10 protein-coding genes are annotated in these 12454 nt (G+C 69.6%); 8 read left to right on the plus strand and 2 right to left on the minus strand.

What is annotated here, in order from left to right; translation table 11 throughout:
- Positions 1 to 148 precede the first annotated feature (148 nt).
- The 5 genes from yajC (at position 149) to ACWIHY_RS09480 (ending at position 6989) form a co-directional block, all read left to right on the plus strand.
- Entirely contained in the window at positions 149 to 637 is a 489-nt protein-coding gene (gene yajC, locus ACWIHY_RS09460) for a preprotein translocase subunit YajC (RefSeq protein WP_454375035.1), read from the plus strand.
- A gap of 144 nt (positions 638 to 781) precedes the next feature.
- On the plus strand, positions 782 to 2518 hold the full coding sequence (gene secD / locus ACWIHY_RS09465) for a protein translocase subunit SecD (RefSeq protein WP_454375036.1): 1737 nt from the start codon (positions 782 to 784) through the stop codon (positions 2516 to 2518).
- Between the two features lies 1 nt (position 2519).
- Positions 2520 to 3641 carry a protein translocase subunit SecF gene (secF, locus tag ACWIHY_RS09470; RefSeq protein ID WP_454375037.1) on the plus strand — a complete coding sequence of 374 codons (1122 nt, stop codon included), beginning with the start codon at positions 2520 to 2522 and terminating at the stop codon, positions 3639 to 3641.
- Entirely contained in the window at positions 3638 to 4180 is a 543-nt protein-coding gene (locus ACWIHY_RS09475; RefSeq protein ID WP_454375038.1) for an adenine phosphoribosyltransferase, read from the plus strand. Before secF ends, ACWIHY_RS09475 begins: the two co-directional genes overlap by 4 nt.
- A 160-nt stretch (positions 4181 to 4340) precedes the next feature.
- The gene (locus tag ACWIHY_RS09480) at positions 4341 to 6989 is read left to right on the plus strand and encodes a RelA/SpoT family protein (protein ID WP_454375039.1); all 2649 of its coding nucleotides are present in this window, start codon (positions 4341 to 4343) and stop codon (positions 6987 to 6989) included.
- Positions 6990 to 7056: 67 nt separating this feature from the next.
- Here the strand turns inward: ACWIHY_RS09480 and ACWIHY_RS09485 are convergent, their stop codons facing one another.
- Together ACWIHY_RS09485 and ACWIHY_RS09490 are read right to left on the minus strand one after the other, a co-directional pair.
- Positions 7057 to 8286 (minus strand): DUF349 domain-containing protein, encoded by a 1230-nt coding sequence (locus tag ACWIHY_RS09485; RefSeq protein ID WP_454375040.1) that lies wholly within the window; start codon positions 8284 to 8286, stop codon positions 7057 to 7059.
- Between the two features lie 143 nt (positions 8287 to 8429).
- A complete protein-coding gene (locus ACWIHY_RS09490; protein ID WP_454375041.1) occupies positions 8430 to 9236 on the minus strand; it encodes a peptidylprolyl isomerase in 807 nt (268 codons plus the stop codon).
- A gap of 172 nt (positions 9237 to 9408) precedes the next feature.
- On the opposite strand from ACWIHY_RS09490, the gene ACWIHY_RS09495 reads away from it, so the two are divergent.
- The 3 genes from ACWIHY_RS09495 to ACWIHY_RS09505 all read left to right on the plus strand — a co-directional run bounded on the left by ACWIHY_RS09495 (position 9409) and on the right by ACWIHY_RS09505 (position 12432).
- Positions 9409 to 10098: an MBL fold metallo-hydrolase gene (locus tag ACWIHY_RS09495; RefSeq protein WP_454375042.1), complete on the plus strand. Its 690-nt coding sequence runs from the start codon at positions 9409 to 9411 to the stop codon at positions 10096 to 10098.
- 11 nt (positions 10099 to 10109) lie between these two features.
- Positions 10110 to 11372, plus strand: a complete 1263-nt coding sequence (gene hisS / locus ACWIHY_RS09500) for a histidine--tRNA ligase (protein ID WP_454375043.1) — start codon at positions 10110 to 10112, stop codon at positions 11370 to 11372.
- 418 nt (positions 11373 to 11790) lie between these two features.
- Complete coding sequence (locus ACWIHY_RS09505) at positions 11791 to 12432, plus strand: vitamin K epoxide reductase family protein (RefSeq protein WP_454375044.1); 642 nt, start codon at positions 11791 to 11793, stop codon at positions 12430 to 12432.
- Positions 12433 to 12454 lie beyond the last annotated feature (22 nt).

Raw genomic sequence — 12454 nt, forward strand, 5'->3', positions numbered from 1 at the left:
TGTCAGGAACCACGGTGCCATGCTGGGCGTTGTTCCATTGATGCGGACTCGCTTAGACTCCGCCGATGCCGCCCTTCCAGGGTCGGCGTGCCCACCCCCGTAGATCAGGCCGCTCCCCGGCGCGGTCGTGCGAAGGAATTTCCGTCCCGTGAATATCGTGACCCTTCTCCCCTTCATCGTGCTCATCGGGGCCATGTTCCTGATGACCCGGTCCGCCAAGAAGAAGCAGCAGGCGGCTGCGCAGATGCGCAACGAAATGCAGCCCGGCACCGGCGTCCGGACGATCGGGGGCATGTACGCCACCGTCAAGGAAGTTCACGACGACACGATCCTCCTCGAGGTCGCGCCGGGCGTGCACGCCGTCTACGCGAAGAACTCCGTTGGCGCCGTCCTCGAGGACGAGGAGTACAACCGCATCGTCCACGGCGAAGGCGACCTCAAGATCGACGCTCCGGTCGTACCGGACGACGCCTCCTCGCTGACCGAGTCCGCCGACTCCGACGCGGACGATGTGGCGCGCATCGACCTCGGCAAGAAGGCCGAGACCGACGAGCCGGTCGAGGCGGAGAAGGCGCACGACGTGGCCGGCGACGAGCCCAAGGACAAGAAGACCGACGGCGAGAGCGACGCGAAGTAGTCACGTACGGGGACCGCGGCGCGCCCATCGGCGCACCACGGTCCCCGGATCGTGTCGACTTCCGCGGGGCTGGGCCCCACATACTTCGTGGCCGCCTTGGCGCTCACCCGGCGCGGGGGCGGTTGGACAGGGAGAAACGAGAAGGTGGCAGCACCGAAGAAGGGCCGCAGGCCCGCGGGGGCTCCGGGCAGGCCAGGGCGCGCCCTGGCTCTGATCGTGATCGCCATGGTCGCGCTCACCAGCGGGATGTTCGCGACCGGTGAGCTGAAGCCGCGTCTGGGCATCGACCTCGCCGGCGGCACGAGCATCACGCTGAAGGCCAAGCCGGAACCCGGCAAGCCGAACGCCATCAACAAGACCAACATGGACACCGCGGTCGGCATCATCGACCGCCGCGTCAATGGTCTGGGTGTTTCCGAGGCCGAGGTTCAGACCCAGGGCAAAGACAACATCATCGTCAACATCCCCAAGGGGACGGACGAGAAGCAGGCCCGGAAGCAGGTCGGTACCACCGCTCAGCTCTACTTCCGGCCGGTGGTGACGTACACGGCCGGTACCCCGACGCCCGACGCCACCCCCTCCCCGAAGCCCTCGGCAGGCGGCAAGGACGGCAAGACCACGCCGACCGCGACGCCGACGGCCGGCGCCACCACGCAGGGCCGCGCCGTGACGGACGGTCTCAAGAAGGACGCGACCCCGACCCCCACGGGCAGCGCGTCCAAGAACCCGGACAAGAGCGGCGAGCCGTCGGCCACGCCGTCGGCCGACCCCGCCACCGCCGCGCTGGAGAAAAAGTTCGCGGCGCTGGACTGCGCCCAGAAGACCGAGCGGGTCCAGGCAAACGTGGGCGTCAAGCCCGAGGATCCGATGGTCGCCTGCGGCCAGAACAACGCGGGTGAGTGGGAGAAGTACATCCTGGGTCCGGCCGAGGTCAACGGCAAGGACGTCGACGACGCCAGTGCCTCGCTGGACACCCAGCGCGGTGGCGGCTGGAAAGTCAACATGGACTTCACCAGCGGTGGGTCCAAGAAGTTCCAGAAGATCACCGGCAAGCTCTCGCAGCAGCAGCCCCCGCAGAACCAGTTCGCCATCGTCCTCGACGGCGAGGTCGTCTCGGCCCCCTCGGTCAACACGACCCTGAGCGCCAACGCGGAGATCTCCGGAAGCTTCACCCAGCAGTCGGCCCAGGACCTGGCCAACATCCTGTCGTACGGTGCGCTGCCCCTCACCTTCAGCGAGGAGACCGTCACCACGGTCACCTCCGCGCTCGGCGGCGAGCAGCTCAAGGCCGGCCTCATCGCCGGTGCGATCGGTCTCGCGCTGGTAGTCATCTACCTGCTCGCCTACTACCGCGGCCTGGCGTTCGTCGCGATCGTGAGCCTCATCGTCTCGGCGATCCTGACGTACACGATCATGACCCTGCTCGGCCCGGGCATCGGCTTCGCGCTGAACCTCCCCGCGGTGTGTGGTGCGATCGTTGCCATCGGCATCACCGCGGACTCGTTCATCGTGTACTTCGAACGCATCCGTGACGAGATCCGCGAGGGCCGTACGCTCAAGCCCGCCGTGGAGCGTGCCTGGCCGCGCGCCCGGCGCACGATCATGGTCTCCGACTTCGTGTCGTTCCTCGCCGCCGCCGTGCTGTTCCTCGTGACCGTCGGCAAGGTGCAGGGCTTCGCCTTCACCCTCGGCCTCACGACCCTGCTCGACGTGGTCGTGGTGTTCCTCTTCACCAAGCCGCTGATGACGCTGCTGGCGCGTACGAAGTTCTTCGGCCAGGGCCACCCGTGGTCCGGCCTGGACCCGAAGCGGCTCGGCGTACAGCCTCCGCTGCGCCGTACCCGTCGCGTCTCCGCCCCCATCGACCCGAAGGAGGCCTGAGATGTCCCGACTCGGCAGTCTCGGCGCCCGCCTGTACCGCGGTGAGGTCGGTTACGACTTCGTCGGCAAGCGCAAGATCTGGTACGGCCTCTCGATCCTGATCACCATCACGGCCATCGTCGGCCTGGCGGTGCGTGGTCTGGTCATGGGCATCGAGTTCGAGGGCGGCGCCGTCTTCACGACGGCCAAGACAGGCGTCTCCGTCGCCCAGGTGCAGGAGGACGCCGAGAGGGTCTCCGGGCACGCGGCGATCGTCCAGGAGCTCGGCAACGGTGGCATGCGCATCCAGATCAGTGGTCTGGACACCGCCACCGCCACCCCGGTCAAGGACGAGCTCGCCGAGGACCTCGGCGTCAAGGCGGAGGACATCACCTCCGAGCTGGTCGGCCCCAGCTGGGGCGAGCAGATCGCCAACAAGGCCTGGACCGGCCTGGCGATCTTCATGGTGCTGGTGGTCATCTACCTCGCCATCGCCTTCGAGTGGCGCATGGCCCTGGCGGCCCTGATCGCCCTGGTCCACGACCTCACGATCACCGTCGGCGTGTACGCGCTGGTGGGCTTCGAGGTCACACCGGGCACCGTGATCGGCCTGCTGACGATCCTTGGTTACTCCCTCTACGACACCGTCGTCGTCTTCGACGGTCTCAAGGAGGGGTCGAAGGACATCACCAAGCAGACGCGCTGGACGTACAGCGAGATCGCCAACCGCAGCCTCAACGGCACCCTGGTGCGCTCCATCAACACCACCGTCGTCGCGCTGCTCCCGGTGGCGGGTCTGCTGTTCATCGGCGGCGGTGTGCTGGGCGCGGGCATGCTCAACGACATCTCGCTCTCGCTCTTCGTCGGCCTGGCGGCCGGTGCGTACTCCTCGATCTTCATCGCCACTCCGCTCGTCGCCGACCTGAAGGAACGCGACCCGCAGATGAAGGCCCTGAAGAAGCGCGTGCTCGCCAAGCGGGCGTCCGCCGCGGCACGCGGCGAGTCGGCGGACGACACCGCCGGTTCCGGCGAGCCCGAGGACCGGTTCCCGGACGACGCCGCGCCGGCCGGTGCGGTCGTCGGCCAGCGCCCGGCCGACCGTGGCCGCCCCGGCCGCGGGAAGCCGTCGGGGAAGCGGCGATGACGACGAGCACGCAGGACCTCCTGCTCAGCCGCATCCGCGACGTACCGGACTACCCGAAGCCGGGCGTGATGTTCAAGGACATCACGCCGCTGCTCGCGGACCCGGTGGCGTTCACGGCGCTGACCGACGCCCTCGCGGAGCTGTGCGCACGCTGCGGCGCCACGAAGATCGTCGGTCTGGAGGCCCGCGGCTTCATCCTGGCCGCGCCGGTCGCCGTCCGCGCCGGCCTCGGCTTCATCCCCGTACGCAAGGCGGGGAAGCTGCCGGGTGCGACGCTGAAGCAGGCGTACGAGCTGGAGTACGGTACCGCCGAGATCGAGATCCACGCCGAGGATCTGGCCGACGGCGACCGCGTCATCGTCATCGACGACGTCCTCGCCACCGGCGGCACCGCCGAGGCCTCGCTGGAGCTCATCCGGCGGGCCGGTGCGCAGGTCGCCGGGGTGGCGGTCCTCATGGAGCTCGGATTCCTCGGCGGCCGCGGCCGTCTGGAACCGGCGCTCCAGGGTGCTCCGCTGGAGGCCTTGATCACGGTCTGACCAGCACGGCTGTACGCGAGAGGCGGGGCCCGGAGGAATTCCGGGACCCGCCTTTCGCGTTGGCCCAGGTATCAGGCCGGGGGCGAACCGGAAGCCAGGCATCGTTACCATGGGCTTTCCGGGCCTGACCGGGGGACCCGGACCCGCACGAGGAGCGCTCTTGCCAGACGAGGCCCAGCCACTCTCCCCCAGCTCCCGTCCGGGGGACCCCGCAGCCGCGCAGCCCGACCAGCAGGCCGCCAAGGCCGCGCCGGGCCCGGCCACGCCCGCGCCGGGCCCGTCGGCCACGCCCGCGAAGAGCAGCCCGCCCGCCGGCAGCGGAGCCCCCGTCGGCACCGGCGCCCCCGCGAAGAGCGGCCCGCCCGCGAGCGACGCCCCCGCCAAGAGCGACGCGGCCAGGAACCCCGAACCCACCGGCAAGCCGAAGACCGCCCCCGAGCGGGCCGGCACCGGCGCCACGCCGCCCGTGTCCGCCCCCAAGCCGGCCCAGGGCTCCGCCCCGCGCACCGGCAGCGGCTCGTCCAACCGCGTACGGGCCAGACTCGCCCGGCTGGGCGTACAGCGCTCCAGCCCGTACAACCCGGTCCTCGAGCCGCTCCTGCGGGCCGTACGCAGCAACGACCCGAAGATCGAGACGTCGACACTGCGCCAGATCGAGCGCGCCTACCAGGTCGCCGAACGCTGGCACCGCGGCCAGAAGCGCAAGAGCGGCGACCCGTACATCACGCACCCGCTCGCGGTGACCACGATCCTCGCCGAGCTCGGCATGGACCCGGCCACCCTGATGGCGGGCCTGCTGCACGACACCGTCGAGGACACCGAGTACGGCCTGGACACCCTGCGACGCGACTTCGGCGACCAGGTCGCTCTGCTCGTCGACGGCGTCACCAAGCTCGACAAGGTCAAGTTCGGCGAGGCCGCGCAGGCCGAGACCGTACGCAAGATGGTCGTTGCCATGGCCAAGGACCCGCGCGTCCTGGTCATCAAGCTCGCCGACCGCCTGCACAACATGCGCACCATGCGTTATCTCAAGCGGGAGAAGCAGGAGAAGAAGGCCCGCGAGACGCTCGAGATCTACGCGCCCCTGGCCCACCGCCTGGGCATGAACACCATCAAGTGGGAGCTCGAGGACCTCGCCTTCGCGATCCTCTACCCCAAGATGTACGACGAGATCGTGCGGCTCGTCGCCGAGCGCGCGCCCAAGCGCGACGAGTACCTCGCCATAGTGACCGACGAGGTCCAGTCCGACCTGCGCGCCGCCCGCATCAAGGCCACCGTCACCGGCCGGCCGAAGCACTACTACAGCGTCTACCAGAAGATGATCGTCCGCGGCCGTGACTTCGCGGAGATCTACGACCTGGTGGGGATCCGTGTACTGGTCGACACGGTCCGCGACTGTTACGCCGCCCTCGGCACCGTGCACGCGCGATGGAACCCGGTCCCCGGCCGGTTCAAGGACTACATCGCGATGCCGAAGTTCAACATGTACCAGTCGCTGCACACGACGGTCATCGGCCCCAGCGGCAAGCCCGTCGAGCTCCAGATCCGCACGTTCGACATGCACCGCCGCGCCGAGTACGGCATCGCCGCGCACTGGAAGTACAAGCAGGAAGCCGTCGCCGGCGCCTCCAAGGTGCGTACCGACGTACCCAGGAACACCGGCCGAGGCCAGGACACCGTCAACGACATGGCGTGGCTGCGCCAGCTCCTGGACTGGCAGAAGGAGACCGAGGACCCCAGCGAGTTCCTGGAGTCCCTGCGCTTCGACCTCTCCCGCAACGAGGTCTTCGTCTTCACGCCCAAGGGCGACGTCATAGCGCTGCCGGCCGGGGCCACACCCGTCGACTTCGCGTACGCCGTCCACACGGAGGTCGGCCACCGGACGATAGGAGCGCGGGTCAACGGGCGGCTCGTACCGCTCGAATCGACCCTCGACAACGGCGACCTGGTGGAGGTCTTCACCTCCAAGGCGGCCGGCGCGGGCCCCTCGCGCGACTGGCTCGGCTTCGTCAAGTCGCCGCGCGCCCGCAACAAGATCCGCGCGTGGTTCTCCAAGGAGCGCCGTGACGAGGCCATAGAGCAGGGCAAGGACGCCATCGCGCGGGCCATGCGCAAGCAGAACCTGCCGATCCAGCGCATCCTCACCGGCGATTCCCTCGTCACGCTCGCGCACGAGATGCGCTACAGCGACATCTCGTCGCTGTACGCCGCCATCGGCGAGGGCCACGTCACCGCGCAGAGCATCGTCCAGAAGCTGGTGCAGGCGCTCGGCGGTGAGGAGGCCGCCACCGAGGACATCGCCGAGAGCGCGCCGCCCTCGCGCGGCCGCGGCAAGCGGCGCTCGAACGCCGACCCGGGCGTCGTGGTCAAGGGCGTCGACGACGTGTGGGTCAAGCTCGCCCGCTGCTGTACGCCCGTGCCCGGCGACCCCATCATCGGGTTCGTCACGCGCGGCAGCGGCGTATCGGTGCACCGCGCCGACTGCGTCAACGTCGATTCGCTGTCGAAGGAGCCGGAACGCATTCTCGACGTCGAGTGGGCCCCGACCCAGTCGTCGGTCTTCCTGGTCGCCATCCAGGTGGAGGCGCTGGACCGGTCCCGGCTTCTGTCGGACGTCACCCGCGTCCTGTCCGACCAGCACGTCAACATCCTGTCCGCGGCCGTCCAGACGTCCCGTGACCGGGTGGCCACCTCACGCTTCACCTTCGAGATGGGCGACCCCAAGCACCTGGGACACGTCCTGAAGGCGGTGCGCGGCGTGGAGGGCGTGTACGACGTCTACCGCGTCACCTCGGCCCGCCGACCGTAGCGGGTACGTACGAGGGCCCCGGGACGGAGATCCGTACCGGGGCCCTCGTTGTACGTACCGTGCGGTGTCAGCCGCCGAACTCCTGCAGGCCCTTCAGCGCCTGGTCCAGCAGCGCCTGCCGGCCCTCGAGCTCACGGGCGAGCTTGTCGGCCCTGGCGTTGTTGCCCGACGCGCGCGCCGCGTCGATCTGGCCGCGCAGCTTGTCGACCGCGTCCTGGAGCTGGCCCGTCAGACCCGCGGCGCGGGCGCGCGCCTCGGGGTTCGTACGACGCCACTCGTTCTCCTCGGTCTCGTGGAGCGCCCGCTCCACCGCGTGCATCCGGCCCTCGACCTTCGGGCGGGCGTCGCGCGGCACGTGGCCGATGGCCTCCCAGCGCTCGTTGAGGGAACGGAACGCGGCCCTGGCCGCCTTCAGGTCCTTCACCGGCACCAGCTTCTCGGCCTCGGTCGCGAGCTCCTCCTTGAGCTTGAGGTTCTCTGCCTGCTCGGCGTCGCGCTCGGCGAACACCTCGCTGCGCGCCGCGAAGAAGACGTCCTGCGCTCCGCGGAAGCGGTTCCACAGGTCGTCCTCGGCCTCGCGCTGGGCGCGGCCCGCGGCCTTCCACTCGGTCATCAGGTCGCGGTATCGCGCGGCCGTCGCGGCCCAGTCGGTGGAGCCCGAAAGGCTCTCCGCCTCCGCGACCAGCTTCTCCTTGGCCTTGCGGGCCTCCTCGCGTTGGGCGTCCAGCGAGGCGAAGTGGGCCTTGCGCCGCTTGGAGAACGCCGAGCGGGCGTGCGAGAAGCGGTGCCACAGTTCGTCGTCCGACTTCCGGTCGAGCCTCGGCAGGCCCTTCCAGATGTCGACGAGCGCCCGCAGCCGCTCGCCGGCGGAGCGCCACTGCTCGCTCTGGGCCAGCTCCTCGGCCTCGACGACCAGCGCCTCCTTGGCGTGCTTCGCCTCGTCGGTCTGCTTCGCCTTCTCGACCCTGCGCTCCTCGCGGCGCGCCTCGACCGTCGCCACCAGCGCGTCGAGGCGCTTGCTCAGCGCGTCCAGGTCGCCGACGGCGTGGTGCTCGTCGACCTGCTGACGCAGATGGCCGATCGCGGTCTGGGCGTCCTTGGCCGACAGATCGGTGGTCTTCACCCGCCGCTCGAGGAGGCCGATCTCGACAACCAGGCCCTCGTACTTGCGCTCGAAGTAGGCCAGGGCCTCCTCGGGAGAGCCCGCCTGCCAGGAACCGACGACCTTCTCGCCCTCGGCCGTACGCACGTACACGGTGCCGGTCTCGTCGACACGGCCCCACGGGTCGCTGCTCACAGCGCCTCCTCCACATGATGCCTGCGAGGGGCTGTTCACCCCCGGGCATCGTCCACAGTTTCTTTCGCGGGGCCACAGGCGCCCTGCACACCGCCAACATAGGCGAACGGCAGGGCGGCTGTCCGCATCCCGCACTTCCGGATTTACTTGGTCACGGTCGCCTTGTCGATGACGACGGTGGCATTGGGCGCCCCGTCGCCCTGACCGGTTGCCTCACCCGCCCCAGCGATCTTCTTCAACACGTCCTGACCACCCTTGATGGTTCCGAACGGTGTGTAGTTGGCGGGCAACTTGCTGTCCTGGTAGACGAGGAAGAACTGGCTGCCGCCGGTCCCCGGTCCCGCGTTCGCCATCGCGACCGTGCCCGCCGGATAGACGCCGCCCTTGAGCTTCGGGTCCTTCAGATTCTCGTCCGGCAGCTTGTAGCCGGGCGTGCCCGAGCCCTGCGCCGTCGGGTCGCCGCACTGGAGGACGTAGATCCCGCTCGTCGTCAGCCGGTGGCACTTCGTGTGGTCGAAGTAGCCCTTGGAGGCGAGGAAGTTGAAGGAGTTCACCGTGCGCGGCGCCTTCGCCGCGTCCAGCGCGAGCGTGATGTCACCGCAGGTGGTCCGCAGCTTCATCGCGTACGACGCCGACTTGTCGATGGTGAGTTCGGGCTCCTTCTTGTACGACAGCTTCTTCACGGACCCGGGGGCGGGCTTCTCGCACGGGTCGGGCGCCTTCGAGGGCGTGGAGCTGGGCGTCGCGTCGGCGACGGTGTCGTCCTTGTCGTCGCCTCCCAGAGCGCCCGTCGCGAACGCCGTCGCCCCCGCCGCGAGTACCACGGCGAGCGCCGATGCGATCACGGCGTTGCGGCGGCGTGCATTGCGCCGGGCCTCGGCGCGGCGCTGCTGCTGGCGTTCGAACTTTTCCCGGGCGAGCTGGCGCCGCCGCTGATCGCTGCTGACCACCGGTGATCTCCTCGTACGTCTCGTCTGTCACTGCTGTCCGCACTGCTGTCCGGCCGAGCCGAGCTTGCCCGTACCGTATATGGGTTCGCTGTGCGATGAGCGGCGCCGGTAGGCTCTGATCTGCTGCAATCGACAGCGGCATCTCCCGCCGGACGACATATTGAGGACGATCGTGCTTATTGCCGGGTTCCCCGCCGGGGCCTGGGGGACCAACTGTTACCTGGTCGCCCCCGCCGCAGGCGAGGAGTGCGTGATCATCGACCCGGGCCACCAGGCCACCGCGGGAGTCGAGGAAGCGCTCGCCAAGCATCGCCTCAAGCCCGTCGCCGTCGTGCTCACCCACGGCCACATCGACCACGTCGCCTCGGTCGTCCCGGTGTGCGGAGCGCACGACGTACCGGCGTGGATCCACCCCGCCGACCGGTACATGATGAGCGACCCCGAGAAGGCTCTCGGCCGCTCGATCGGCATGCCGCTGATGGGCGAGCTGACCGTGGGTGAGCCCGACGACGTCAAGGAGCTGACGGACGGCGCGGAGCTGAAGCTGGCGGGCCTCGACTTCACCGTCTCGCACGCGCCCGGCCATACCAAGGGGTCGGTGACCTTCCGGCTGCCCGAGCGGTCCGACATCCCGTCGGTCTTCTTCTCGGGCGACCTGCTGTTCGCCGGCTCCGTCGGACGCACCGACCTGCCCGGCGGCGACCACGCCGAGATGCTCGAGTCGCTGGCCCGCGTGTGCCTGCCGCTCGACGACTCGACCGTGGTGCTGGCCGGCCACGGCTCCCAGACGACCATCGGCCGCGAGCGCGCCACCAACCCGTATCTGAACGGGCTGGCCGCCGCTCCCCGACGAGGAATGTGACGAGACTTCCTGTGAGCACCTTCAAGGCCCCCAAGGGCACGTACGACCTCATCCCGCCGGACTCCGCGAAATTCCTGGCGGTGCGCGAGGCGATCGCCGCGCCGCTGCGGAACTCCGGCTACGGCTACATCGAGACGCCCGGCTTCGAGGACGTGGCGCTCTTCTCGCGCGGTGTCGGGGAGTCCACCGACATCGTCTCCAAGGAGATGTACGCCTTCGAGACCAAGGGCGGCGACAAACTGGCGCTGCGCCCCGAAGGCACCGCCTCCGTGCTGCGCGCGGCCCTCGAAGCCAATCTGCACAAGAGCGGCAACCTGCCGGTCAAGCTCTGGTACTCCGGCTCGTACTACCGCTACGAGCGCCCGCAGAAGGGCCGCTACCGCCACTTCTCGCAGGTCGGCGCCGAGGCGATCGGCGCCGAGGACCCGGCGCTCGACGCCGAGCTGATCATCCTCGCCGACCAGGCCTACCGCTCGCTGGGCCTGCGCCAGTTCCGCATCCTGCTGAACTCGCTGGGCGACAAGGAGTGCCGACCCGTCTACCGGGAGGCCCTCCAGGGCTTCCTGCGTGATCTCGACCTGGACGACGACACCCGCCGCCGCATCGAGATCAACCCCCTGCGGGTACTCGACGACAAGCGCGCCGAGGTGCAGAAGCAGCTCACCGGCGCGCCGATGCTGCGCGACTACCTGTGCGACGCCTGCAAGGCGTACCACGAGCAGGTCCGCGAGCTGCTGAACGAGGCGGGCGTCGCCTACGAGGACGACGAGAAACTGGTGCGTGGCCTCGACTACTACACCCGCACCACCTTCGAGTTCGTCCACGACGGTCTGGGCTCGCAGTCCGCGGTGGGCGGCGGCGGCCGCTACGACGGGCTGTCCGAGATGATCGGCGGCCCCGCGCTGCCGTCCGTCGGCTGGGCGCTCGGCGTGGACCGCACGGTGCTCGCGCTGGAGGCCGAGGGCATCGAGCTCGACCTGCCCGCCACCACCAGCGTGTACGCGGTGCCGCTCGGGGAGGAGGCGCGCCGCGTCCTGTTCGCTACGGTCACCGAGCTGCGGAGGGCGGGGGTCGCGGCGGACTTCGCGTACGGCGGCAAGGGCCTCAAGGGCGCCATGAAGAACGCCAACCGCTCGGGCGCCCGCTACACCGTCGTCGCCGGCGAGCGGGACCTGGCCGACGGACAGGTCCAGCTCAAGGACATGGAGACGGGCGAGCAGGTGCCGGTCGCCCTGGACGAGGTCACCGCGGAGATCCAGCGCCGCCTGGCCTGAGTGCCGCAGATCCGGGGGCCCGGCCGTCCGTCAGGACGGCCGGGCCCCTGTCGATCGCCCCGCCCGGTCCTCCGAAGCGGCAGTCCAGCAGCACGGCCACCGGGCGCCGGCCCTCCACGACAACGGACGTGCTGATGCTGGGCAATTCGCGACGCCCGCTCGCACACCCGCTCGTGCGGTCAACTTCGTCAGCCCGGATTCGTCCTGCCGGGTCACGCCGGTTCCGGACCGTCCCGTACGAGTCCTCCCGCGCCTGACCGGCGCCCAGGAACGTCACTTCGCGCCGGTCCGGGTCCTGCCGGAGCCGAACCGGCGGGGTGCGCGCGCGGACGTCCTTATGTCCATCGAACGGTGGACACCGGCGGCCGTGCGGCAGAATGGCCCTGTCCGGCAGCCCACTCAGCGACGGAACGGCGATATGACGACTGCAGCGGTAGACGACCGCACCTCCGACGGTGTCCAGGAAGGCCCGCAGGGCGCGACCGGCAGTGGCCGTCCCTTCGCCCTGCTGCTGGTGATCACGGGGCTGGCCGGGCTGCTTGCCTCCTGGGTCATCACGATCGACAAGATCAAGCTGCTGGAGGACCCGAACTTCACCCCGGGCTGCAGCCTCAACCCCGTTGTCGCGTGCGGCAACATCATGAAGAGTGAGCAGGCCGAGGCCTTCGGATTCCCCAACCCGATGCTCGGCCTTGTCACTTACGCGATGGTCGTCGCCATCGGCGTGGGCCTGCTGGCCGGCGCGCGCTACCGCCGCTGGTTCTGGCTCGGCCTGAACGCGGGCACCCTCTTCGGGGTCGGATTCTGCACCTGGCTCCAGTACCAGTCGCTGTACAACATCGGCTCGCTGTGCCTGTGGTGCTGCCTGGCCTGGGTCGCCACCATCGTGATGTTCTGCTACGTCACCACGCACAACATCAAGCACCGGATCCTCCCGGCCCCCAAGGGCCTGCGCAGCGCGCTGATGGAGTTCCACTGGGTGCCGCCGATCCTGTGGATCGGGATCATCGGCATGCTGATCCTGACCCGCTGGTGGACCTTCTGGACCGGTCAGAGCTGAGCCGTGCGGGGACCGGCGGCGT

The organism is Streptomyces sp. NPDC055287, assembly GCF_053646035.1.